Origin of the sequence: Youngiibacter fragilis 232.1 (assembly GCF_000495435.3) — a bacterium.
Lineage (GTDB): Bacteria > Bacillota > Clostridia > Clostridiales > Clostridiaceae > Youngiibacter > Youngiibacter fragilis.
In genome coordinates this window covers 16,081-41,508 of the sequence record NZ_AXUN02000183.1, presented here as the reverse complement: position 1 = coordinate 41,508, position 25,428 = coordinate 16,081, and the positions used below count along the sequence as shown (strand labels likewise).

The 25,428-nt window shown below is 47.5% G+C and carries 25 protein-coding genes; 22 read left to right on the top strand and 3 right to left on the bottom strand.

Translation table 11 applies throughout. The annotated features are described in order from the left end of the window. Nucleotides 1-11 precede the first annotated feature (11 nt). Together T472_RS11780 and T472_RS11775 are read left to right on the top strand one after the other, a co-directional pair. On the top strand, nt 12-1,955 hold the full coding sequence (locus T472_RS11780; RefSeq protein WP_207643969.1) for a thiamine pyrophosphate-binding protein: 1,944 nt from the start codon (nt 12-14) through the stop codon (nt 1,953-1,955). A 43-nt stretch (nt 1,956-1,998) separates the two neighbouring features. Next, the gene (locus T472_RS11775) at nt 1,999-2,640 is read left to right on the top strand and encodes a lactate utilization protein (protein ID WP_023387556.1); all 642 of its coding nucleotides are present in this window, start codon (nt 1,999-2,001) and stop codon (nt 2,638-2,640) included. Between the two features lie 55 nt (nt 2,641-2,695). Here the strand turns inward: T472_RS11775 and T472_RS11770 are convergent, their stop codons facing one another. From T472_RS11770 to hpt, 3 genes are all read right to left on the bottom strand, one after another. After that, nucleotides 2,696-3,166 carry a methylated-DNA--[protein]-cysteine S-methyltransferase gene (locus T472_RS11770; RefSeq protein WP_023387555.1) on the bottom strand — a complete coding sequence of 157 codons (471 nt, stop codon included), beginning with the start codon at nt 3,164-3,166 and terminating at the stop codon, nt 2,696-2,698. An 8-nt stretch (nt 3,167-3,174) separates the two neighbouring features. Then, nucleotides 3,175-5,481: a transglycosylase domain-containing protein gene (locus T472_RS11765; RefSeq protein ID WP_160319140.1), complete on the bottom strand. Its 2,307-nt coding sequence runs from the start codon at nt 5,479-5,481 to the stop codon at nt 3,175-3,177. A 166-nt stretch (nt 5,482-5,647) separates the two neighbouring features. Continuing rightward, the gene (hpt, locus tag T472_RS11760; RefSeq protein WP_023387553.1) at nt 5,648-6,169 is read right to left on the bottom strand and encodes a hypoxanthine phosphoribosyltransferase; all 522 of its coding nucleotides are present in this window, start codon (nt 6,167-6,169) and stop codon (nt 5,648-5,650) included. A 98-nt stretch (nt 6,170-6,267) separates the two neighbouring features. Here hpt and hflX point away from each other — a divergent pair, with 98 nt between their 5' ends. The 20 genes from hflX (at nt 6,268) to dtd (ending at nt 25,412) form a co-directional block, all read left to right on the top strand. Continuing rightward, the gene (gene hflX / locus T472_RS11755; protein WP_023387552.1) at nt 6,268-8,058 is read left to right on the top strand and encodes a GTPase HflX; all 1,791 of its coding nucleotides are present in this window, start codon (nt 6,268-6,270) and stop codon (nt 8,056-8,058) included. Continuing rightward, nucleotides 8,055-8,948 carry a nucleotidyltransferase domain-containing protein gene (locus T472_RS11750; protein ID WP_023387551.1) on the top strand — a complete coding sequence of 298 codons (894 nt, stop codon included), beginning with the start codon at nt 8,055-8,057 and terminating at the stop codon, nt 8,946-8,948. The genes hflX and T472_RS11750 overlap by 4 nt, the downstream gene beginning before the upstream one ends. Continuing rightward, nucleotides 8,948-9,598, top strand: a complete 651-nt coding sequence (locus tag T472_RS11745) for a YigZ family protein (protein ID WP_023387550.1) — start codon at nt 8,948-8,950, stop codon at nt 9,596-9,598. The genes T472_RS11750 and T472_RS11745 overlap by 1 nt, the downstream gene beginning before the upstream one ends. Before the next feature lie 52 nt (nt 9,599-9,650). Continuing rightward, the gene (locus T472_RS11740; protein WP_023387549.1) at nt 9,651-10,388 is read left to right on the top strand and encodes a YebC/PmpR family DNA-binding transcriptional regulator; all 738 of its coding nucleotides are present in this window, start codon (nt 9,651-9,653) and stop codon (nt 10,386-10,388) included. Nucleotides 10,389-10,420: 32 nt separating this feature from the next. Next, nucleotides 10,421-11,233, top strand: a complete 813-nt coding sequence (locus T472_RS11735) for a ZIP family metal transporter (protein WP_023387548.1) — start codon at nt 10,421-10,423, stop codon at nt 11,231-11,233. 145 nt (nt 11,234-11,378) lie between these two features. Further along, nucleotides 11,379-12,143 (top strand): zinc ribbon domain-containing protein, encoded by a 765-nt coding sequence (locus tag T472_RS11730; protein WP_023387547.1) that lies wholly within the window; start codon nt 11,379-11,381, stop codon nt 12,141-12,143. A gap of 126 nt (nt 12,144-12,269) precedes the next feature. Then, nucleotides 12,270-13,373, top strand: a complete 1,104-nt coding sequence (locus T472_RS11725; protein WP_023387546.1) for a PfkB family carbohydrate kinase — start codon at nt 12,270-12,272, stop codon at nt 13,371-13,373. Next, complete coding sequence (locus T472_RS11720; RefSeq protein ID WP_023387545.1) at nt 13,354-14,280, top strand: pseudouridine-5'-phosphate glycosidase; 927 nt, start codon at nt 13,354-13,356, stop codon at nt 14,278-14,280. The genes T472_RS11725 and T472_RS11720 overlap by 20 nt, the downstream gene beginning before the upstream one ends. Nucleotides 14,281-14,394: 114 nt before the next feature. Further along, nucleotides 14,395-14,718, top strand: coding sequence for a hypothetical protein (locus T472_RS11715; RefSeq protein ID WP_023387544.1), 324 nt, complete (start codon nt 14,395-14,397; stop codon nt 14,716-14,718). Nucleotides 14,719-14,834: 116 nt separating this feature from the next. Further along, the gene (gene ruvA, locus T472_RS11710; protein ID WP_023387543.1) at nt 14,835-15,422 is read left to right on the top strand and encodes a Holliday junction branch migration protein RuvA; all 588 of its coding nucleotides are present in this window, start codon (nt 14,835-14,837) and stop codon (nt 15,420-15,422) included. Between the two features lie 9 nt (nt 15,423-15,431). Next, nucleotides 15,432-16,460, top strand: a complete 1,029-nt coding sequence (gene ruvB / locus T472_RS11705; protein WP_023863610.1) for a Holliday junction branch migration DNA helicase RuvB — start codon at nt 15,432-15,434, stop codon at nt 16,458-16,460. A 13-nt stretch (nt 16,461-16,473) separates the two neighbouring features. Beyond that, entirely contained in the window at nt 16,474-17,499 is a 1,026-nt protein-coding gene (queA, locus tag T472_RS11700) for a tRNA preQ1(34) S-adenosylmethionine ribosyltransferase-isomerase QueA (RefSeq protein ID WP_023388966.1), read from the top strand. Between the two features lies 1 nt (nt 17,500). After that, complete coding sequence (gene tgt, locus T472_RS11695) at nt 17,501-18,631, top strand: tRNA guanosine(34) transglycosylase Tgt (protein ID WP_023388967.1); 1,131 nt, start codon at nt 17,501-17,503, stop codon at nt 18,629-18,631. Nucleotides 18,632-18,729: 98 nt separating this feature from the next. Beyond that, nucleotides 18,730-19,014: a preprotein translocase subunit YajC gene (yajC, locus tag T472_RS11690; RefSeq protein ID WP_023388968.1), complete on the top strand. Its 285-nt coding sequence runs from the start codon at nt 18,730-18,732 to the stop codon at nt 19,012-19,014. 97 nt (nt 19,015-19,111) lie between these two features. Continuing rightward, nucleotides 19,112-20,362: a protein translocase subunit SecD gene (gene secD / locus T472_RS11685; protein ID WP_040907470.1), complete on the top strand. Its 1,251-nt coding sequence runs from the start codon at nt 19,112-19,114 to the stop codon at nt 20,360-20,362. Then, complete coding sequence (gene secF, locus T472_RS11680; protein WP_040907468.1) at nt 20,355-21,266, top strand: protein translocase subunit SecF; 912 nt, start codon at nt 20,355-20,357, stop codon at nt 21,264-21,266. The genes secD and secF overlap by 8 nt, the downstream gene beginning before the upstream one ends. 83 nt (nt 21,267-21,349) lie before the next feature. Then, nucleotides 21,350-22,129 carry a single-stranded-DNA-specific exonuclease RecJ family protein gene (locus tag T472_RS11675; protein WP_023388969.1) on the top strand — a complete coding sequence of 260 codons (780 nt, stop codon included), beginning with the start codon at nt 21,350-21,352 and terminating at the stop codon, nt 22,127-22,129. 13 nt (nt 22,130-22,142) lie between these two features. Next, entirely contained in the window at nt 22,143-22,661 is a 519-nt protein-coding gene (locus T472_RS11670; RefSeq protein WP_023388970.1) for an adenine phosphoribosyltransferase, read from the top strand. A 78-nt stretch (nt 22,662-22,739) separates the two neighbouring features. Continuing rightward, nucleotides 22,740-24,947: a RelA/SpoT family protein gene (locus tag T472_RS11665; RefSeq protein ID WP_023388971.1), complete on the top strand. Its 2,208-nt coding sequence runs from the start codon at nt 22,740-22,742 to the stop codon at nt 24,945-24,947. A 15-nt stretch (nt 24,948-24,962) separates the two neighbouring features. Beyond that, nucleotides 24,963-25,412: a D-aminoacyl-tRNA deacylase gene (gene dtd, locus T472_RS11660; protein WP_023388972.1), complete on the top strand. Its 450-nt coding sequence runs from the start codon at nt 24,963-24,965 to the stop codon at nt 25,410-25,412. Nucleotides 25,413-25,428: the final 16 nt, after the last annotated feature.

The following is a 25,428-nucleotide window of genomic DNA, read 5'->3' as shown; positions in this document are numbered from 1 at the left end:
ATTCCATAGATTTGAAAACTATAAATGCAATCAGATTCCTGTCAGCGGAAATGGTTGAGAGAGCCGGTGCAGGTAGCTCCGGTATGGGTATGGGATCAGCTTCGATTGCATACGGACTGTTTTCCAGTCACCTGAAGTTTGATCCGGAAAATCTGATGTGGGAAAACAGGGACAGGTTCATCATGGCGTCTGAACAGGGAGGACCCCTGCTTTACGCGCTGCTTCACCTGTTCACCGGCAGCATCAGTATCGAGGAGTTGAAGAAGTTCGGACAATGGGAGTCCAACCTGCCAATATTCCCTGAGAAGGATGTCAGGAGAGGAATCGAGGTTACCGTCGGGCAATATGGCCAGGGACTGGCGAATGCGGTGGGGATGGCATTGGCTGAGAGATATCTCTCTGAAAGATTCAACAAGCCAGGCTGCGATATCGTATCACACCATACATATGTCATGGCTTCAGAGGAGAGCCTGATGAACGGAACTGCAATGGAAGCCTGTGCAATAGCAGGAAGGCAGAAGCTTGGCAAGCTTATAGTGCTCTTTGAGGATGATGGAATGACTCCCGATGGGCCTTCAGCTGAACTATACTCAGAAGACTTGCGCATGCGGTTCAAATCCATGGGGTGGCAGGTTCATGATGTCCGTGACGGCAACGACCCTGATTCCATAGGGAATGCCATCTCACAAGCTAAAAGGATACACGGCAAACCTGCCTTGATATGCATCAGGGTTCAAGCCGGTTATGGTTGTCCCGGAAAGGCAAATACCAAAGAGGTCCTCTCTGGCCCTCTTGGAAGGGCTGCATTAAGCAAGGCCAGAGAAAACCTAAGGTGGACATATGGCAGCTTCGATGTGCCTGAGGATGTAAGGTTGAATATCGCTAGGATAAACGCATCCAAACCCAAGGAATTCCAGAAGTGGAGAAACCTCGTGGATCATTGCAAAAATGAATTCCCTGAGGATAGTCATGAACTTGAATGCTGGTTCAGCGGCAAACATCTAAGGAATATAGATGTCGACTTGCTTTACCGAACAGGTAAGGACAAGGAATCTACGATGGAGACTTCAAGGAAGATATTTGATGTCTTTATTGATGGTATAGGCTGCCTGATGTTCGGATCTGCGGAAGATACAGGCTTAGAAGTCAGAGAAACAGGGACATCAGGTAAAAGGATGCTAAGACTGGGATGCAGAGCCAATGCACTGGGAGGAATCGCAAATGGAGCAGCCATGCATGGAGGTGTCAGGTATGTTTCTTTTGCCAGGTCATCTACAGGATATGCTTTGCTTCCTTCAATGAAGCTTTCAGCAATGATGAACCTTGACAACATATTCGTACTGACTGATGACAGCCTGTCCATAGGTGAAAGGGGACCTGCTGGAAGAGCCCTGGAGATTCAGGAAATCATGGAAGCCATTCCAGGATTAACGGTATTCCGACCTGGTGATGCAGTTGAAACTGCTGCAGCATGGATCAAGGCAATGGAGTCAGACAAAGGACCGACAGTAATAATGGTTTCGAGGATAGGTGCTTCACTACTTAAAGGTTCGTCAAAGGAGGCTGAAAAGGGTGGGTACATTCTGGCGAAGGAGTCCTCGAAAAAACCTGACCTGGTGATCGCATCAACAGGGTTTGAAGCTGGAATTGTCCTGAAGGCAAGGAAAATCCTTATTGAGAAGGGAATGGATGTAAGGGTTGTAAGCATACCTTCGAAGAGGCTTTTCCTGACTCAATCTAAAGAATATATTGACTCGGTACTGGCTAAGGACATCAAGAAAAGGATGGCAGCAGAAGCGGGCAGTTCCGCAAGATGGCAGTGGTTCCTGGGCAAAAAGGGAAGATTTGCCTGCGATGAAGAGTATGATGGAACCGGGTCTACGCAGATACTTCTGAAAAAATCAGGACTAACTCCTGAAAAAGTGGCAGAAGAAGCACTTAAGCTGTTAAAATGATAGTGTAAGCCAATATGATTCATCAAATGAATGGGAGGAAGTCATGGATAAGAATTTACTTAAGACTTATGACAACAAGTTGGAGAGGCTTTCGAAGGCTCTGGAGAAAAACAACATCAAGACAGTCATACTTGAAAAGGCCGAGGATGTTAAGGGATTCCTTGATGAAAGGATACCAGACAAATCGAGTGTGGCACTTGGAGGTTCGATGACCGTCATTGACCTGAAGATACCCGAGTATCTGAGGGGAAGGGACCTTGTGTTCCATGACAGGTATGCGCCAAACCTTTCGAAGGAAGATATGAAACAGGTCTTCAGGAACAGCTTCTTAAGCGACTTCTACATAGCATCAACCAATGCGGTAACCATGGACGGGACACTCTACAACGTGGATGGTACCGGAAACAGGACAGCCGCAATGATATACGGTCCCGACAAGGTATTCGTGATCATAGGCCTCAACAAGATAGTCGAGGATGAGGTAGATGCGGTTTCAAGGGTCCAGGGCATAGCAGCCCCTGCGAACAACGTAAGGCTTAATACAGGGAATCCATGTACCGTAGCGGGAACCTGCATGGACTGCTCTAGCCAGGGCAGGATCTGCAATATCTATACCCTGATTAGAAGGCAGAATGTGAAGGACAGGATAGAGGTAGTCATAGTAAAGGAAAACATGGGATACTAATCAAAAAGATCCGGATGTGCGCTTAAGGCATATCCGGATCGTCATTTTGTTGAAATTAGTCAGCCTGTTTCCAGGTTACCCCCTCAAGCTTAAGAAGAAGTTTCTTGAAATCAGTCCCGCCAGTGTAACCGCCAAGAGTGCCATCCCCGGAAATTATCCTGTGGCATGGAATTATCACCCCGATGGGGTTCTTACCTACAGCTCCGCCAATGGCTCTGGCTGCATTCGGGTTGTCACATCTTCTGGCGAGCTCTCCATAGGATATGGCTTCACCATACGGAATGTTCAGAAGCTCTTTCCAAACTCTCTCCTGGAAGCTGGTCCCATGTGGTGCAAGGGGGATCGTGAATTCCTTCCTTTGGCCTTTGAAATACTCATCAAGCTGCCTTGCTGCTTCCTCAAGGACTGAACCTGCTGGTGGGGCCTCAAGTGGTTTTGAAGTGAAGGCGAGGCCTGTCAAAGCTCCGTCTTCAGCTTCAAGTTCTATGTTTCCCAAATTACTTTTTATTACAGCTGCTTCTTTCATTATATCCCTCAAGGATTACCAGGTCTGTTACTATTATTGTTCCCTGTCGGTGGTACTACTACCGGGGAGGTAGTTTCTGTTGGGTCTACAGGTATCGGCTCGGGCTCTACCGGAGGGATGTGTATTGTGCACAGCTCTGTCGGCTGGGTCCCGTCTATGAAGAGGTCGGTCCTTGCGGTTCCCGCTTCTATGCAGTAGTCATTAGGTATGGCACCTGATTCTGTACAGAATGCCCCCTGGACTATCCCTCCCGGTCTCTTGATGTCCTTCACCGGAAGTCCCTCATGCAGGAACTTCATGATCTTTCCAAAGGCAACCTGGGTCGCGTAAGACGTCTGGACTGCCTGGGAGCCTGCCTTGTGCAGCTCTTCGTGCGTATCTGAACCTATCCACATGGATGCTGAATAGTATGGGCTGAGTCCGGCAAACCATGTATCTATCCTTCCCTGTGAAGTACCGGTCTTTCCTGCTATCGGCATGCTTGTAAGCTTTGCGCTTGGTACGTTGTTCTTGACGACATCCTTCATTACATCATAGAGTATGTATGCAGTCTGAGGCTTGATCACCTGCCTTGATTCAGGAACATTCTCGAGGATAACATTGCCTGAGGCATCAGTAACCTTGGTATAGAGTATCGACTCTGTGACGATTCCGCTGTTTCCGAAGGCACCGTATGCTGTCGCAAGAACAAGAGGATTTCCGCCATCCTTACCGTCCTCATGATTCGATCCGAGTGCAAGGGTGGATGCTCCAACATTTTCTGCATTCTTCGTATATATAAGACCAAACTTTTCACCATAGCTTTGAGAGGTCTGTTTGCCAACAACAGCGAATGTCCTTACAGATACGGTGTTATAGGAATTAACGATAGCTGTTCTAATATCAGTCATTCCTGTATATCTGTTATTTACGTTGAGAGGGCTAACTTGGAATCCCAGCGGCTTGTAGAGAGCTAATTCAAGTTTCTCATCTTTTGCTGTGCTCCCTAAAGTGATCTTTCCAGTATCGATTCCTGGTCCGTAAACGGTGAGTGGCTTAGTTGTGGAACCTATGGACCTGAGTACTGAATTCGCGAAAGTAGGTGAGTAGTAGGCCCTGTTGTAACCTGCGGCTGACTCCTGGTTCCTTCCTCCGATTATGACCTGTACCTGCCCTGTCTTGTAGTCGACAGCTGAAAATGCGGCCTGTGCTTCAGTAACTTCAGTGTACTCTACCCATCTGGAGCCATCAGCAAGGGTCTTGACCTTGCTCTCTGGATCGGCTGCTGTAGCTTCACGGAGCTTGGGCTGATTGTATTCGCTTTTGATATTGTTGAAGTCATCGAGGATTGATTGGGCATAATCCTGCGCAGCCCTGTTCATTGTGGAATGAATAGTGAGTCCACCGTAGCTCAGAAGCTCAGTGATCTCCTCATCTGTCAGGCCGTTCTTTTCCTTTAGGTCTGCCCTGACCTGGTCTATTACAGGTCTTGTGAAATACTCATAGTTGTATTTGTCACTGATAAGAACAGTCTGGTTGAAGGTTATTCCTGTTGCATCGAGCTCAGCTATTGACGCATCGTATTCCACCTGGGTGATCTTCTCATTCCTGAGCATCGCCTGAAGCACGAGCTTTGTCCTGTTGATGTACTTTGCAGGATTAGCCTTTGAGCTGTCTGAGAAGGCATAGAAAACAGACGGGCTCTGTGTCGTACCCGCTACGTAAGCAGCTTCGATAATTGTAAGGTCCTTTGCATTCTTTGAGAAGTACTGCCTTGCAGCTGCTTCTACCCCGTTAGCCTTTCCTCCGAGGTAAATACCGTTCATGTAGGTCTCGAGTATCTGTTCCTTTGAAAGGACCTTCTCTGCTTCGAGAGCCATGAATATTTCCTTTATCTTCCTTGTATATTCCTTGTCCCTGGTGAGGAATGTGTTCTTTATTATCTGCTGTGTCAGGGTAGATCCACCCTGCATGCTTCTGTTTCCTGTGACTCTTCCGATAATGTCCTGGATCACGACGCTTATCGTCCTTCTGTAGTCAACACCGTTGTGCTTGTAGAACCTTTCATCCTCGATGGATATGAAGGCGTCCTGCAGATTCTGTCCCATTTCCTCAAGGGAAACCGGGAACCTTACCTCATCAGTATGGACAATGTCATATTGGGCTCCTGTCGAGTCAAGGATCACGGAAGGCTGGTTCTGGTGAATAAACTTCTCAGCGCTAAGTTCAGGTGCATCCTCCGCAATGGCAAGGCTTATCTTTGCGGCGTATAATCCTCCGACGAGTGTCGCTACCACAAGAGCTATGAAAATGAATTTTAACGTTTTTATTAGCATTGTGAAACCGCTTGTTTTTGCGTTCACCCTTCTTTTGGGCTTTCCATTCATACTTTGAAAACAACCTCCATTGAAATTTATAAACCATTATATCATAAAAGATGCCGCACCTTAAGGAACGGCATCTTTAGAAAATCTTAATATTTAGTGGGATTTTCAGAATATTCTACTGCCAGTTGAAGACAAATGGAATATTCCTGTAATAATCACCATAGTTTAAGCCGTAACCGGCTACGAAGATATCGTCTATTACAAATCCGCAGAAGTCAGGTACTATCTCCACTCTTCTCCTGGAAGGCTTGTCCAGGAGCGTGCAGCAAGCTGCTGCCTTGGCACCCTTTGCCATGACATGCTTCATTACAAAATCCATTGTGATTCCCGTATCTATTATGTCATCCACGACAAGTACGCTGAACCCCTCCAGGTCATCGGCTATATCAGTGACCACTGTGACCTTGCCTTCTGATTCCTCTCCGTGGCCATATGAGGAAGTGGTCATGAAGCCTATCTTCACCTCGGTATCCATAGCTCTCACAAGGTCAGCTGTAAAGATGAAGCTTCCTCTAAGGAGTGAAAGCACATAGAGTTTCTGACCCTTGTACTTTTTTGTTATCTCTTCTCCAAGTTCCTTGATTCTTTCCCTTATTTCATCTGCCGATATCAGTACATTCATCTTTTTATCTTCCATGTGAACCTCCGCATTCTGCGCACACTGTAATTCTTGTACTAAATACTATATAATTAAAGGAAATATGTCAAGAATTTGGAAAAGAAGGAGGAAATCTTGTGATTTCAGGAAATATTGACGGGATCAGAAAAAGGATTCTGGATGAGCTGGAGACTATATTCGAGATAAGGACACCAAAATACCAGATAGCATCACAGGAGATCACGGACCTCATATCAAGATTGTCCGGGGAAACTGAGAGAGAAATATCAGTAGCGATCGACAGGAGGGGTAAGGTTCAGGAAGTCACGATAGGAGACTCAAGCAGCGTATCTCTGCCTCTTCTTGATGTCAAGGAAAGGAAGCTGTCCGGCACCAGGATAATCCATACGCATCCTAATGGAAATCCGAGGCTTTCGGCTCTGGATGTCTCAGCTCTGTTGAAGATGAAGCTGGACTGTATTGCTGCCATTGGGCTTGGTGAATATCCGACTATGGTGATAGGATTCCTTACTGTAGATGACGGAAGGCTTGCAGCACAGGCTACGCAGCCGATGGATATTCAGTCAGCATTGTCATTTGACATCCTCGACAGGATCACATTCAATGAGTCACTCATGAAGCAGGGTGAAAGCATTTCTGAGCCTGAAGAAAGGGCAGTCCTTGCGGGCATAGATACCGAGGACAGCCTGGAGGAACTTAGAGAGCTTGCTAAGGCATGCAATCTCCCGGTTGCTGATATGGTGATACAGAACAGGGAGAGGCCGGACAATGCCTTCTATGTCGGCAGCGGAAAGGTAAGGGAAATAGGGGAGAGGCTTCAGCTGACAAGAAGCAATGTTGTAATATTTGATGATGAGCTTACAGGCACACAGATAAGGAACCTGGAGGAACAGCTGGGAGTAAAGGTTATCGACAGGACGACACTTATCCTCGAGATATTCGCAAGGCGTGCAAGGTCAAGGGAAGCGAAGCTCCAAGTCGAGCTTGCGCAGCTAAAGTACAGGATGAACAGGCTTATTGGCCTTGGTACGGTAATGTCGAGGACAGGCGGCGGAATAGGGACTAAGGGTCCTGGTGAGACAAAGCTTGAGATAGACAGGAGAAGGATCAGGGAGAAGGTCACTGACCTTACAAGGGAACTGTCGAAGATCACAGGTGTCAGGGAGATACAGAGGGAGAACAGGGAGACAAACGAGATCCAGAAGGTCTCACTGGTCGGATACACGAATGCCGGTAAGAGCACGCTGAGGAATGCGCTCTATGAAATATCGTCGAAGGATTCCGTAGTCAAGGAAAAGGTATTTGAAGCGGACATGCTTTTCGCGACACTTGACACGACAACCAGGGCAATAGCCCTGAAGGACAAACGTATAGTAACGCTGACGGACACAGTCGGCTTCGTAAGGAAGCTACCTCATGACATCATAGAAGCCTTCAAGTCAACCCTTGAAGAGGTTGTCTTTTCTGACCTTCTCGTGCATGTCATCGATGCATCATCCGATGATGCATATAAACAGGCTATCACGGTAGACAGCGTACTTGAGGAGATCGGCTGCGGGGATAAGGATACGATCATTGCCCTGAACAAGGTGGACAAGGGTCTGAGCTATGTGGTTGAAGACATAAGGGAGCTCTACGAAGGAAAGCACAAGATCATAGAAATATCAGCAAAGAACGGAAAGAACCTTGAACCGCTGCTGGACATGATCATGGAAGCCCTTCCGAAGACCCATAGCTCAATAGAGGTACTCGTTCCATACAGCGAGCAGAAGCTGCTTTCTTCAATCAGGGCAAGAGGAATTGTGATTGCTGAGGAATACAGGGAAGAAGGAACATATGTGAAGGCCGAGGTTCCTGACAGGGACCTGTATATGTATGAAAAGTTCCTTGTTGGAGGAAAGAAATGAAAAATCTGATTTTAGAATATCAGAAGGCATACCAGAATGTGGCACAGGCTCTCGAAGCCAACACTGAGGTGCTGGGAGCCTTTGTTTTCGGCAGCATGGTGACAGGAGACCTATGGGAGAATTCCGATATTGATTTTTTTGTTATAATGAAGGAAGCCGAGAGCGGGGTAAGGAATGTCTACTCTACAGAGTTCGGAGTACCTGTGCACCTGAAGGTCATTTCCAAGGAAGAATTCCTGAACCTCAAGGGATTTCGGGTGAAGGGCAGTTACCTGCACAGGATATTCTCATCCTCGAAGATAGTCTTTGCAAGGGATGAAGAAATACGGGCAAAATACAATGACGAGAGGTTCTATCCTGACATGGACAGAAGGAAATGGACACTCTCATATCTTGGGAGACTCATCAAGACAATAGATTCAACCGAGAAGTTTCTTGTCGGAGGTAACCTTTTCGGGGCATTCAGGACGCTTATAGATTCGATGGAGCTATATGCTTCGGTATATGTGAACTCGAGAGGCTACATGATCTCAAAGGACACATTGTCAATGGCAGCGAACCTGGACAGGGAATTTGACAGACAGTTCCGGATGCTTGTAGGAGAAGGGGACCTTGAAGTAAGGGTCACAGAAGTAAACAGGTATCTGAAGACCACGATCGACATGGAAATTCAGCAGGCATCAGAAATACTCCTTGCTTATCTGAGGGAAAATCCAGGATTCAAAAGTGCCAGAGAAATATCAAGGGACCCCTTCTTCTCGGATTTCTCTATAGAAATGGAAGGTATACTCTCACTGCTCCATTCCAAGAACATCCTCAAGATGGAGCTGAGGGCGGTTAAGACCTTCGAAAGAAGAGAACTGATAAGGGAGAATGTGTACCAGATATAATGGGCTACAGGACGATAAGGAATGAAGGGTCATCTGAGTTCACTGAAAAGAAATCAGTGTTCATCGGGTCTGGCAGGAGGGTGGAAACCGAGGAGGAGGCAAGGGCGTTCATTGACAAGGTGAAGAGCACCTACAAGGAGGCCAGGCACCATGTATATGCATATACATTGGGTGAAAATGAGAACATACAGAGATACAGCGATGATGGTGAACCGCAGGGAACCGGCGGAATGCCGGTGCTTGATGTCATAAGGAAAAGCGGATTGAAGAATTCAGTGATTGTTGTGACGAGATATTTCGGTGGTGTGCTGCTCGGTGCCAGCGGGCTTACAAGGGCGTACATAAGAGGGGCATCCGACGCAATAGGGGCATGCGGAACCATCGAAAGGGTATACGGAAATGAACTGAAGCTGAGTATAGCATATGACCTGCTTGGAAAGTTCCAGCATCTCCTGAGAGAAAATGGGATCCACATAGAGGATACCTCATATGCGGAGGATGTTGAAATCACGTTATATATTGAAGAGGGCAGGACGGCATGGCTGATAGCTCAGCTTACGGAAGCCGCATCTGGGAGACTTGGGTTCATAACAGGGGACAGGTCCCTTTACTACAAGGAAAACGACAGGCTTTTTACGGATATTGTATAGACCGTGGTCCTTGTGGTATAATTCAGAGTCGTAAGAAACGGAGGAGATAGATTTGTCAGGACATTCAAAATGGCACAACATACAGGCTAAAAAGGGAAAGATGGACGCCAAGAGGGGCAAGATATTCACAAAGATCGGCAAGGAGCTCATCATGGCGGCAAAGGACGGCAGCAGTCCGGATACCAATGCAAAGCTCAGGGACGTAATCGCGAAGGCGAAGGCAGCCAACATGCCCATGGACAATATAACCAGGGCAATCAAGAAAGGCGCCGGCGAGCTTGAGAGCGTCAACTATGAAGACATAACATACGAGGGGTATGGACCAAACGGTGTTGCTGTAATCGTACAGTCATACACCGACAACAAGAACAGGACAGCAGGAAATGTAAGGCACACCTTCGATAAGTTCGGAGGAAATCTCGGCACATCAGGTTCAGTGACATTCATGTTCAACAAGAAAGGTCAGATGGTCATTGAAAAGACTGATGAACTGGATGAGGAAGAGCTGATGATGCTTGCACTTGAGGCAGGAGCAGAGGATTTCAGTGCAGAGGACGAGGTATACGAAGTAATCACAGCACCTGAGGAATTTGAATCAGTTAAATCGGCACTCGAGGCGCAGGGAATAGAATTCCTTGAGGCTGAAATAACCATGATCCCCAATGTCTATACTGCCCTTGACATGGACGCCTCTGAAAAGTTCCAGAAGCTCCTCGACAAGCTTGACGAAGATGACGATGTGGATTCGGTGTGGCATAATGCCGAATTTGCTGAGGGATTTGAGGATTAGGACTTCCAGCTCGAATTGAGGGAGGTGCACTAATGTTTGATTTTCTTAAAGGTATGTCACCGATCACACAGGCGCTCTTGGCCACAATGTTCACCTGGTTCGTAACTGCACTTGGAGCGTCGCTTGTATTCTTCTTCAAGACCATCAACAAGAAGGTATTCGATGCGATGCTTGGCTTTGCAGCTGGGATCATGATAGCTGCAAGCTTCTGGTCGCTGCTGAACCCGGGTATAACACTTGCAGAAGAGATGGGATACGTGGCATGGGTCCCTGCAGCCATAGGCTTCATGGGCGGCGGCATTTTCCTCTATATTGTCGACAGGCTGCTTCCACACCTTCATTTGGGGCTTGCTGCCAACAAGGCAGAGGGAATAAAGACATCATGGCAGAGAAGTGTACTTCTGGTACTCGCAATAACGCTCCATAACATACCTGAAGGCCTCGCCGTAGGTGTGGCATTCGGAGCGGTATACCACGGCATATCCACAGCATCGATGGCAGGAGCTGTTGCCCTTGCCATAGGCATAGGTCTTCAGAACTTCCCTGAAGGAGCGGCGGTATCCATACCACTCAGACGTGAAGGGATGTCAAGGTTCAAGGCTTTCCTCCTGGGACAGGCTTCGGGTGTAGTAGAACCGATAGCGGGAGTACTCGGGGCATACCTTGTTTCGATAATGAGACCGATACTGCCATATGCCTTATGCTTCGCTGCTGGTGCGATGATATATGTGGTGATCGAAGAGCTGATCCCTGAAGCACAGTCAAACGGGAATTCCGATGTGGCTACCATGGGAGCCCTGATCGGGTTTACAATCATGATGATACTGGATGTCGCACTTGGATAGGATATATGAAAATAATCGGTACGGGAGCATATCAAAAAGCTGTTTCCCGTACCGATTTACTTTGAAAATTAAAGCATTTTTAAGTTTCTCAAAAGGCCCTGATAAATAATGGGTATTATCATTTTACGTGGGCAGGTGATAAGGATTGGAATGCAGGAATTGCAGATATGAAAACCCGGTCGGAAGCAGATTCTGCAGCCAGTGCGGCAAACCCTTCGCTGGAATGGAGGGGTATGACAAGGTGAAACTTGGCGGCTATGATGAAGCGGAAGACATGATAACGAATCCTCGTACTGAGGATTACATATATGACAGGGATGCCTCCGTGGAAAAGAGAAGCGGCAGGCAGCGAGGAGTGCTCCTGAGGATAGTTCTTATCGTATTTCTTTCGGCAGCAGCGATTCTTGCTTTCTACAGCGTTGACCTCGCAGTTGCGACGAACCAGAAGCGTACTGAAGAAGCAGTCATGCTTGCCAACCAGAGGAAAGAAGCTGAAGAGCTTGCCAAGCTTGATAACTACAGGGAAAAATATATTACCGTGGTTTCTGGATTTGAAGAACAGGGAGCCCTCATTGATGAGAGCATAGCCTCCATCGGCAAGCTCAATCTGAATAGCTTCTTCAAGGGATTGGGTCTTGGAACGGCAGTTGACGGACTGGTAGACAGGGTGCTGGATGTTTCTTCCGTAAAGTCCATGCAGGAAAACAGCAGGACTCTTGAAGTGCTGGTGGGTGAACTTGCGAATCCGCCAAAGACCTTTGATGGTAAGTACGAGCTTATGGAAAAGCTTCTTGAAACTGAAAAAGAGATAATGGAATATTTTGAGGGTGCGGTAACAAGTGAAGAGCGGAAGAAGCTTGAAGAACTGAGAGTTGAATACACCAAGCTGATAACAGACATAAACAGATGATAGATGAAGCAGTCGGATTTTTTTCGGCAGGCTTCATTTTTTTGTTGATTTTTTGAAGTTTCAGGCATAGAATAAGGATAAGCAAATATTTAGAAAGCAAACATAAGCTTATGAGGGGTGAACGCAGTGACTGACCGTGAAAAGGAAATCCTCAACATAATAAGGAAGGATCCCATGATATCCCAGAAAGATATCGCAGAGATCCTTGGGATCACAAGGTCATCGGTAGCTGTCCATATTGCCAACCTTATGAAGAAGGGTGCTGTGAAGGGAAAGGGATATGTGCTTGATGATGAGATCTACGTGTCTGTAATCGGTGGATGCAACATGGACATCTCCGGCGCGCCCTTCGGCAGGCTGTCAGGAAGGGACTCGAATCCCGGCAGTGTGACCTTCTCGCCCGGGGGTGTCGGAAGGAACATTGCAGAAAACATGGCTTTGATGGGATTGTCCGTGAAGTTGATTTCGGTGGTCGGAGATGATGAAAATGGAAGGCGGCTGCTGGAGGACACGAGAGCATCCGGGGTTGATGTGTCGCACGTGAGGAAACTGGCAGGTGAAGCAACAGGGACCTACCTGTCTGTACTTGATGAAAACATGGACATGTATGTGGCTGTTTCGTCAATGGAGATCTATGGGAAGTTCGACTCATCATATCTCCAGGAAAAGAAATCGCTTATTGAAAGAAGCAAGGTGTCTGTATTTGATGCCAACCTCAGCTATGAGGTAATCGAGACTGCACTGGGCATGGCTCAGAACAACATGAAATACCTTGACACTGTTTCAATGGCAAAGGCGCTGAGGATAAAGGACCTGATTGGAAGATTCGACTGCATAAAGCCGAACAGGCTGGAAGCTGAAGCCCTTACAGGGATACCTGCCAAGGACCATTCAGGCCTGTTAAGGAACGCAGAGCACTTCCATGGACTTGGAGTCTCGAAGGTGTTCATATCGCTCGGACCCGACGGCACATTCTTCAGTGATGGGACCGACAGGGGAATCTTAAGGGCACTGAAGGTAGATGTAAGGAGCGCCACCGGAGCAGGTGATGCATTCCTTGCAGGGGCTGCATATGCTGAGACCGAAGCCCTCGACATTAGGGCAGCGGCTTTATTTGGAACTGGCGCTTCACTCATGAATCTTGCTTCTGGCGACACGATCAACAAAAACACAAATGTTGAATCTATAAATAAAATAATGGAGGGAAATTATGAGATCATCAGAATTTGAAAAGTACATTGACATTGCACCGGAGGTAAAGGACGCACTGGATAAGGGATTGCCTGTAGTTGCACTTGAATCGACAATAATAACCCACGGAATGCCGTTCCCGCAGAATGTTGAAACAGCTCTTACTGTTGAGGATGAGATAAGGAAGAACGGAGCGGTGCCGGCAACCATGGCGATAATAAAGGGAAGGCTCAAGATAGGACTAAGCCGTGAGGAGCTGGACTACATAGGATCTGCCAAGGATGTTGTAAAGTGCTCGAGAAGGGATCTGCCGTTCGTCGTATCGGGAAAGAAGGATGGAGGCACTACTGTGGCAGCAACCATGATTATGGCAGAGATGGCTGGCATCAAGGTGTTTGCTACAGGAGGGATAGGCGGTGTACACAGGGGTGCAGAAACCTCTATGGACATATCAGCTGACCTTGATGAATTTGCAAGGACCAATGTTGCTGTAGTATGCGCAGGTGCGAAATCAATACTCGATATCGGCCTTACTCTCGAATACCTGGAGACCAAGGGAGTACCGGTAATAGGCTACGGTACCGAGGAAATGCCTGCATTCTATACGAGGGAAAGCGGCTTCAAGGTCGACTACAGGCTCGACACAGCAGATGAGATAGCTGAGTCGCTGAATGCGAAGTGGAGCATGGGACTTGACGGCGGAGCGATAATCGCAAATCCGATTCCGGCTGAGTATGCAATGGACAAGGCTGTCATTGACAGGGCGATCTCACAGGCCCTTGCAGATGCCAAGGCGGAAGGCATCAAGGGAAAGAAGGTCACACCTTTCATACTTGAAAAGGTCATGGAGCTCACAGGCGGGGAATCCCTTGAATCGAATATAAGGCTTGTTCTTAACAATGCCAAGGTAGCTTCATGGATAGCAGTTGGCCTTTCCAAAATTTAATCATTGTTTAATCCTTTGCTGTTATCATTAATCAATGGTCAATCGATGATCGTTACTTGAGAAAGCAAAAGGAGTAATGCCTCAGGAAGCATATGGCTCCAAGGGGGATTTTGAATGAAAACTGGAAATATCTTTGGAATGATAATAGGCGGGCTGATTCTGTTCTTCATAATTTCAATAGCAATCACAGCACTTCCGTACATAGCGATATTCATACTGATCTGGTATGTAGTTTCAAGGATCCTAAGGCCGACAATGAACAGGTCAGGTGGAACCTACAGGACTGACTGGGAGAGCAGGAAGGAACCTGCATCCGGATATTCTGAGGACACTACGGGACCGGAGATCGACAATGCAGTGAAGAGCGTTCAGGATGAAGATTTCTTCAGGCAGACGCATGATGTTGTGGATGTGGACTTTGAAGAGGACGAAAAATGATATTCTGATGCCGCAGGCTCCTTGAATGGAGGCTGCGGTCTTTTTATGCCTCTGAATATGGTTAGGAAAGAGACTTCATGTTATTATAGTGGATAGGGAATCAGGAGGTGACCGTTTTGTATGACTATATAAGAGGGACCTATATGGGTATTTTCAAAGACTGTGTTGTCGTTGAAGCTGGTGGAATAGGCTACAAGGTCTATACGTCAGGCAATACGATGGCTATGATGCCAGAGAAGAAAAAAGAGGTCATCCTTTATACCATCCAGATAGTAAGGGAGGATTTCCTTGGCTTGTATGGATTCTCAACAAGGGATGAGCTAGACCTCTTCCAGGTGCTTATAACGATCAACGGAGTCGGTCCCAAGGCGGCTCTGTCACTTCTGTCAGCAAGCATGCCTGACAGGCTGAAGCTTGCGATTATAAACGGCAATGAAAGCCTTCTGATGAAAGCTCCTGGAATAGGAAAGAAGATAGCCCAGAGGATAATACTTGAGCTTAAGGGAAAGCTGCATTCAGATGGAATAGATGGAGATGAACCGACTGAGGACACCTCAGCGGAGAACACTGAAAATGAAGCTCTTGCTGCGCTTATCGCACTCGGCTATTCTGACAGGGAAGCAAAAGGTGCTCTGAAGTCAGCAGGGAGCGGGCTGACACTCGAAGATTCCATTAAGGAATCCTTGAAATTGCTAATGAGGTAGGTGTGGGATATGGATGACAGGATAACTGCAGGCGATTTTATTGAAGAAGACATTTCGAGCGAGTTCTCCCTGAGACCGGTCAGGCTTTCCGAGTATATAGGACAGGAGAAGGTAAAGGACCGGCTCAAAGTGTTCATAAAGGCTGCAAAAATGAGAGGCGAATCTCTTGACCACGTGCTGCTCCACGGACCGCCAGGACTTGGAAAGACTACACTTGCGAACATAATAGCCCGGGAAATGGGAGGCTCGCTCAAGGTCACATCAGGACCTGCCATTGAAAGGGCAGGTGACCTCGCAGCCATCATGACTTCACTTAAGGACAATGATGTGCTCTTCATAGATGAGATACACAGGCTGTCAAGGACAGTTGAGGAAATCCTTTATCCAGCCATGGAGGACTACGCACTGGACATAGTGATCGGTAAGGGGGCACAATCCAAATCAATAAGGCTTGACCTCTCGAGGTTCACGCTGATAGGGGCTACTACCAGGGTAGGCCTGCTGACTTCTCCCTTAAGGGACAGGTTCGGTGTCCATCTCAGCATGGAGTATTATACCTATGATGAGCTGAGGGAGATAATAACCAGGAGCGCTGGCATCCTCAACTGCAGGATAACCGCTGAAGGCGCCCTTGCAATCGCAAGAAGGAGCAGGGGTACACCCAGGATAGCGAACAGATTGCTTAAAAGGGTCAGGGATTACTCTACGGTCCTTGGAAGGGATACCATAGACACCGAGTCTGCTTCGAAGGCCCTTGACATGCTTGATGTTGATGAGGAAGGATTTGACAGGATTGACAGGAAGATCCTTGAGGCCATAGTAAGGAATTTTGGAGGCGGACCTGTAGGTGCTGAGACACTCTCCTATTTCATAGGAGAGGAGCTTGATACGATAGTTGATGTTTATGAGCCATACCTTCTTCAGAAGGGGTTCCTTATCAGGACTCCAAGGGGAAGGTGCGCAACGAAAAGAGCCTATGACCATCTTGGAATAAAAATGGATGAAAAGGAAGAGGGACAAGCGTCCCTGTTCGATTAGAAGGGAAATTGATTTGAAAGTTAATGATTTTTACTATGATCTGCCGGAGGAGCTGATTGCTCAGCACCCTCTGGAAAAAAGAGACAGTTCGAGACTGATGGTTCTCGACAGGCTTAGCGGGGAGATTTCACACAAGGTGTTTTCGGACCTTCCGGAATATCTTGTTGAAGGTGATGTCCTTGTGATGAACGATACAAGGGTCATCCCTGCAAGGCTTATCGGTTCAAAGGAAGGCTCAGGAGGAAAGATCGAGTTCCTGCTGCTGAAGAGGATCGACAAGGATACTTGGGAAGCCCTTGCAAAACCTGGAAGGCGTGCAAAGCCAGGAGCCAGGTTCACGTTCGGGGATGGACTTCTTACAGCTGAGGTTGTCGAGGTACATGATGACGGGAACAGGATAATAAGGTTCATTTATGAAGGTGTCTTCGAGGAGATACTTGACAGGTTGGGAGAGATGCCTCTTCCACCATATATCACGGAAAAGCTCCTGGACAGGGAAAGGTATCAGACAGTCTACTCGAGGGAAGAGGGCTCATCAGCTGCACCTACAGCTGGCCTTCACTTCACACCGGAGCTCCTGGAAAGGATAAGGGAGAAGGATGTTGAAACTGTGTTCCTCACACTTCATGTGGGACTCGGAACATTCAGGCCGGTTAAGGTCGAGGATATCGATGCACACGTCATGCATTCAGAGTACTTCTCGATATCGAGGGAGACTGCAGAGAGGATCAACGCTGCGAAGTCTGAAGGGAGAAGGGTCATATCAGTTGGCACAACTTCAACCAGGACACTTGAGACTGTGGCTGATGAAAATGGGTTTGTTAGTGAAGCATCTGGCTGGACCGATATATTCATCTACCCTGGTGTTAAATTAAAATGCGTCGATGCCCTGATAACAAACTTCCATCTGCCGGAATCAACACTCATAATGCTGGTGTCAGCACTGGCGGGAAAGGAGAAGACCATGGAGGCCTATAGGACGGCTGTCGGAATGAAGTACAGATTCTTCAGTTTCGGCGACTCCATGTTCATAAAATGATATGTATACTTTATTGAAGACAGAAGGCTCCGCAAGAAGGGGAAGGCTAACGACACCCCATGGTACCATCGAGACACCGGTATTCATGAATGTAGGTACATTAGCTGCGATCAAAGGCGCGGTCTCATCCATGGACCTGAAGGAAATAGGCTGCCAGGTGGAGCTGTCGAATACCTACCATCTGCACCTTCGGCCTGGTGACAAGGTCGTAAGGAAGCTTGGCGGACTTCACAGGTTCATGAACTGGGACAGGCCCATACTCACTGATTCAGGAGGATTCCAGGTTTTCTCGCTGGCCTCGATGAGGAAGATAAAAGAGGAAGGGGTTTATTTCAGCTCACATATCGATGGCAGCAAGATATTCATGGGGCCTGAGGAATCCATGAGGATACAGTCAAACCTTGCTTCGACCATAGCGATGGCATTCGATGAATGCGTAGAGAATCCGGCTCCGAGAGAGTATGTGGAAAGGTCAGTGGAGCGAACGACCAGATGGCTTGACCGCTGCAGGAAGGAAATGGACAGGCTTAACAGCCTTGAGGACACAATAAACAGGAAGCAGATGCTTTTCGCAATAAACCAGGGAGGTACCTACAAGGACCTGAGGGTTCTCCATGCGAGGCAGATTTCCGGCATGGACATGGATGGCTTTGCCATAGGAGGCCTTGCAGTTGGCGAAACCCATGATGAGATGTACGACGTCATCGAAGCAGTGGTACCATACCTTCCAAAGGACAAGCCGATCTACCTTATGGGCGTCGGGCTTCCTGAAAACATACTGGAGGCTGTTGACAGGGGGGTGGACTTTTTCGATTGCGTGCTTCCTGCAAGAAACGGAAGGCACGGCCATGTATTCACAAATTCAGGCAGGCTCAACTTGAACAATGCCAGGTTTGAGACCGATGATGCACCTATAGACACTACCTGCAGCTGTCCGACCTGCAGGAACTATACAAGGGGCTACATCAGGCATTTGTTCAAGGCCAAGGAAATGCTGGCCATGAGGCTGTGCGTGCTCCATAACCTGCACTTCTACAATACAATGATGGAAGAGATCAGGGATGCCCTTGACAGTGGTACTTTCAGGGAATACAAGGTACAAAAGCTTGCCATGGTAAGGGGTAAATTATAGCTCGTTGTAATCAAATAATGTACAATTTGTGAAAATCACTTTTATTCAAGGCTTTATTTAATTATAATAAGATATATTCATTTGAAGGAGTTGCGTTGATGACTGAAATAATCAGGCAGAGCTGGCCGATTCTTATCCTCCTGGCCGTATTCTATTTTCTTACGTTCATGCCCGAACAGAAGAGAAGGAAGGCATATCTGGAGCTCATAGGAAGCTTGAAGACCGGAGACATAGTGACTACAAGAGGCGGCATAGTCGGCAGGATCACCGTCATCAATGAAGACAGGATAATCCTCGAGACGGGACCGGATGCGGTCAGGATTGAAATGACAAGGAATGCGGTTGCAAATCTTGTCAGGAAAGAAACCGTTCCGGAGGCATGACCTGGGACAGTTAGCATATGACGATCAGGCAGCAGCCTAGGCTGTTGCCTGTTTTGATGAAACAGGGCAACCAAATTGAATTTGACGGGGGAAGGTTATGAAAAAGGGAAGATACACAACAATTCTTATCGCAATAATACTCATATTGTCGTTCCTTGCGTATATGGGCCTCGAGGGCTTCACGCTGCAGGGATACAGGTTCAAGTCATTCGGAGAGCTTATCAAGAGGGGACTCGACCTTCAGGGTGGAGTGACTGTAGTAATGGAAGTCCAGACAGACAGCCTCGAGACATCAGAGCTCGATACCATCAAGAATCTTCTTGAGATGAGGGTAAACAAGGTTGGAGTCAGCGAGACCGTGGTAACCACGGAGGGTGCCAGGAGAATAAGGATAGACATTCCTGGTGCGTTCAATTCCAGCGAGATAGTCAAGAGCCTTTCAACTACCGGAGTTCTGACATTCAAGGACCCGGATGGCAATGTGATACTCACCGGCAGCGACGTAAAGCTGGCGGAAGCGAGGGTAGACAGCACAGGAGCTGCGATCGTGTCGCTTGTGCTGAATGAATCAGGAACCACAAAGTTTGCAGAGGCGACCAAAAAGTTCATCGGAAAGCAGATATCAATAAACATGGATGATGAACAGATTTCGAACCCTGTCGTAAACGCCGAGATAACAAACGGTGAGGCAATGATAACAGGGATGGATTCCCTTGAAGAGGCACAGTTCGTGGCGGGCATCATCGCTTCAGGAGCACTTCCTTATCCTGTCAAGGCTGTTGAAGTCAAGACGGTAGGACCTACTCTAGGTGCAAATGCACTTCCTAACACGATGAAGGCGGGAATGGTAGGAATCAGCCTTGTAGTCCTGCTTCTGGTTGGATATTACAGGAAACCGGGATTCCTTGCATCACTAGCGCTGGGATTCTACATATACCTTGTCCTGTTCATATTCTACAGCATAGATGCTACACTCTCCCTTCCCGGAATAGCCGGATTCCTTCTAACGATAGGAATGGCTGTTGACGCCAATGTCCTTATATTCGAAAGGATAAGGGAAGAGCTCAGGTCAGGGGCTGATGTCAAAAAGGCACTTGATGGTGGATTCCACAGGGCAATGTCATCAGTTCTTGATGCCAACATAACCACGATAATCGCCGGACTTGTACTCTATTTTGTTGGGACCGGGGCGGTAAAGGGATTTGCGCTGACCCTTATGATCGGTATTGTAGTATCGATGTTCAGTGCCATAGTAATAACAAAACAGCTGCTGAAGATAGGCCTGCATACTGGTATGCTCAAAAAGCCTTCCGATTTCGGTGTCAAGGAGGTAGGAGCAAATGCGTAACACTAATTTCAAGATAGTCGGGAAATGGAAGATATGGTTCACTTTCTCATTGGCGATAATAGTTCTTGGCTTTGGTTTCATGGCTGCAGAAGGACTGAATATGGGAATCGACTTTGCAGGCGGCACAAGCGTCATAATTGATATGGGAAGTGATTTCAACAAGGCTGATGTGGATGCGGTTGTAAAGAAGTATGACACTAATGCTGTTTCATCCAAGGTCAACGGTACGCAGCTGGAGCTGAGAAGCCAGAGCCTTGACACTGAAACGACAGCAAATCTTGTGGCTGAGCTTAAGTCAGAGTATAAGCTGTCAGAGAATCCGGTAATATCGGAAAGCACTATCGGCGCGGCAATCGGAGCAGAGCAGACATCAGGAGGAATCAAGGCAGTAATCATTGCATCACTCCTTATGCTTCTGTATATTTCGTTCAGGTTCAGGTTCAATTTCGCAATTGCAGCCATAGTGGCCCTTATCCATGACATACTTATCACTCTGTCTGTATATGCGATATTCCAGATACCTCTGAATACGCCGTTCATAGCTGCAGTTCTTACCATACTTGGCTACTCTATCAACGATACGATAGTCATATTCGACAGGATCAGGGAAAACCTCAAGAGCAACAAGCACAGGACACCTGAGGCCGTAGCGGACCATTCGATCAACCAGTCGATCACAAGGTCAATCAACACACTGGCGACAACGCTCTTCACAATAGTTGCTGTCTATGTGTTCGTACCAGCCGTCAGGGATTTTGCACTTCCTATAACCATAGGTATAATTTCAGGAGGCTATTCATCGACCTTCATAGCAAGCCCTGTCTGGTCCATGCTTGAGAAGAGGACGATAGAGAAGCATACTGCAAAGAAGAAGGTCCCATTCAAGGCAGCTAAGGCAAAATAACGGCTCATGCAGCCGGGCTGTGCCGTTTGAAGGCGCAGCTCTTTTGTATTATAATTATAGTGTTTTCAGGACGGTGAATTTCCATGGTGAGAATCCTAAAAAGAATAATAGAAGGCGCATCATGGACTCAGTCAGTTCCTGAGCATAAACCGCCGTACATCGAAAGGCTTACTAAAGCGATCAACAACAGGGAAAAGGTAATCCTCTACGGTACCGGTGACAGGGAAGGGATCTGCGGGATATCCATACTGGTACTAGTTCTTCGGTACTTCAATTCTGATGTGGAGTATTTCGTGGTCAGCGGAAATGAAAGTGAGGATGCGCTCAGGGACCTTGTAAGAAGACATATTGATTTCTTTTCTCCGGGTCTCATGATAACTTTATCGGATAAGGTAACCAGGGCAGCCTGCGATGCTGCAGGCGACGAAGAGGGTCTTGTCATGGCGATCGGGGTGAGAGCAGAAGAAAGAAGTCTCTCCTTCTTCAAGGAAGACCTGTCTCTTGTAGGCAATGTCTATCAGCTTTCAGAGCTGCTGTCCAGTTACTACAATACGAGGAATTTCATGAGATATTCGGACCTTGTTTATCTCGGGGCTCCTGCAGGGATACCTGCCGGAAACAATGAAAGGCTGTACAGGGCTCTTGGCAGTGAACAGCTTGAGTGCACCACAAACTATGGCTTATGCGCGGCAAAGGCAATAACAAGGGGCCATATCGACGGCATCAGGAAATTCATAACACCTAAGGACAATCCTGTTGGCGCTTTGGATAATTCCAGGATAATAATCGAGATGCTTACTACTGGCGATGGAAACAGAGCCGAGCAGATCGCGAAATATCTTCAGAACCTGACACTATGCTGAAATGGAGGATAACATGGATTTCAAGGAGAAAATCAGGATAATCGAGGACTTCCCGGTAGAAGGGATCAGCTTCAAGGACATCACGACACTTATCGGCAACGGTCCGGTCTTCCGGACTCTGATCGACAACATGGCTGATAAGCTTAGAGGACAGAACATTGACTATATAGCAGGACCCGAAGCACGAGGCTTCATATTCGGAGTGCCACTTGCATATGCGCTTGGTGTAGGCTTCATTCCTATAAGGAAAAGAGGGAAGCTGCCTGCTGAGACAGTTGCAATAACCTACGACCTTGAATACGGCTCAGACACGCTTGAGATCCACAAGGATTCCTTTGAGAAGGGTGCGAGGATAGCACTTGTCGACGACCTGCTTGCAACCGGAGGAACCATTTCCGCCTGTGCAAGGCTTATAGAGCTGGCTGGAGGAGAGATCGCTTCAGTTGACTTCATAATAGAGCTGACTGGACTTAAGGGTAGGGACAAGCTTGATGGATACAGCGTCGAATCAGTGGTTCAATACGAATTCTAGACAAATACCCCAAGTATCAATATAATGTAAAAAATGGCCGTGAAAAGCGGCCATACGCATCATCGGGTGGTGAAGGCAATGCTTTATGAACTTCTGGCGAAGATCGACAAGGCAGGAAACATTAACAAGGAAACTGTCATAAAAGCATATAACCTGGCTGTGGAAGCGCACAAGGAACAAAAGAGGGAATCCGGAGAGCCTTATGTGACGCATCCTGTTGAGGTCGCCTCGATCCTTGTCGACATGGGTATGGATACAAATACCGTGGCGGCAGGGCTTCTTCATGATGTCATTGAAGATACGAAGTATACCTATGCTGAGCTTCAGGCGATATTCGGGACTGAAATAGCGGAGCTTGTGGACGGAGTCACCAAGCTTGGAAAAATCAAATACAAGTCCAAGGAAGAGGAGCAGGCCGACAACGTAAGGAAGATGCTTCTTGCCATGGCCAAGGATATAAGGGTCATAGTCATAAAGCTTGCTGACAGACTCCATAACATGAGGACTCTAAGGTACATGAGCCCTGACAAGCAGAAGGAAAAGGCGAAGGAATGCTTCGACATCTACGCACCTCTTGCCCACAGGCTTGGAATGTTCAGGATAAAGTGGGAGCTCGAGGATCTTGCCTTCAGATACATGTACCCTACAGAATACTATGACCTGGTCAACCAGATAGCCGAGAAGAGGAAGGAAAGGGAAGCCTACATTGCCAGCATCATGGCTGACATAGTGGACAAGCTCAAGAATGCGAGCATAACCTGTGATATAGACGGAAGGCCAAAGCACTTCTACTCGATATACAGGAAGATGATGTCCCAGAGCAAGGGTATCGACCAGATATTCGACCTGACAGCCATAAGGGTGATTGTGGATTCAATAAAGGACTGCTATGCGGCACTTGGAATAGTGCATACCATATATAAGCCGATACCGGGCAGGTTCAAGGACTATATTGCCATGCCCAAGCCCAACATGTACCAGAGCCTTCATACGACAGTCATCGGACCTCAGGGAAAGCCTTTTGAGATCCAGATAAGGACCTACGAGATGCACAAGGTCGCTGAATATGGTATAGCTGCCCATTGGAAGTACAAGGAGACAGGTACCTCCAGGGAAGGGTCGAAGGATTCGCTAGACCAGAACATTGTCTGGATAAGGGATATGCTCGAATGGCAGAAGGAGACCTCCGATGCCGAAGAGTTCATGGAAGCCTTCAAGATAGACCTGTTCGCAGATGAAATATTTGTGTTCACTCCTAAGGGGGAGGTTATAAATCTTCCGCAGGCAGCTACCCCCATAGATTTCGCATACAGGATCCATACAGACATCGGGAACAAGACAATAGGTGCGAAGGTCAATGGAAACATGGTGACTTTGGACTATAAGCTGAAGACAGGTGAGATAGTTGAAGTGCTGACATCCTCCAAGCCAAAGGGCCCCAACATAGATTGGCTCAACATCGCCACTTCGAACCAGGCAAGGACTAAGATAAAGGCATGGTTCAAGAAGGAAAAGCGTGAAGAGAACATGCAGAGGGGCAAGGAGCTCCTTGAGAAGGAAGCTAAGAGGCAGGACAGGAACTTTGCTGATATTGCCAAAGGCGAAACACTGGAGAAGCTGATAAGAAGATACCACGGGAATTCAATCGATGACCTGTTCGTAGTGGTAGGAGCAAACCAGGTAATACCTTCCGTAGTCGTAAGCGCGCTTAAGGAAGCTATAGAAGAATCGATCCGGGCGAAGCAGAATGAGGATAACGAGGCATCACTTAGGAACGCTGAGAAGCAGATAGAAGCCACCAGGAAGAAGGTAAAGGAAAAGCAGTCCAAATCCTTCTTTGGAGTGAAGGTCACAGGAATGAACAATGTTCAGGTAAGGTTCGCGAAATGCTGCAATCCACTTCCAGGAGACAGCATCGTCGGTTACATCACGAATTTCAGGGGAATCTCCATACACAGGAGTGACTGCACAAACCTTTCGAGCCTGAACATAGATGATGAGCACAGGATGATCGATGTTGAGTGGGAGACTGAAAGCAAGGAACTTTATAGTGCCAGGCTTCAGGTTAATGCCATGGACAGGCCGAACATGGTCACTGATGTCATGGGAGTGGTTACTGAACTGAAGATTCCTCTGAATGCAATCGATGCTGAGAGCAAGAAGGACGGAACCTGTGTAGTCCATATGTCTCTTCTCATAAGGGATATCAATCTGCTTAACGAGACCATGAAGCGTCTGAGGAAAATTACAAGCGTTACCGACGTATTCAGGATCGGAAATGCCTAAAATGGAGCTGATTGCATGAGAGCGGTAATACAGAGGGTCACTTCATCCAGCGTACGGGTCGAGGGTAGGGTTACAGGAAGCATCGGGAAGGGTTTCATGGTGCTGATTGGAATATCAACGGAAGACTCATCAGAAGACCTGAACTACATCGAAGATAAGATTGCAGGATTAAGGATATTCGAGGATGATGATGGCAAGATGAATCTGCCTTTGGCAGATGTGGGAGGCGAAATCCTTTTAGTCTCTCAATTTACACTGTACGGAGATGCAAGAAAGGGAAGAAGACCAGGCTTCATAAGGGCTGCCAAGGGACCTGAGGCGAAAGCGCTTTATGAGGACCTTGTCTTGAGGCTCAGGTCAAGAGGGTTCAGAGTTGAGACAGGGGAATTCGGTGCGATGATGGAGGTTGCCATTGTCAATGACGGGCCTGTAACCATACTGCTGGACAGTGAAAAGAAATTCTGACAGGAGGATGAGATAT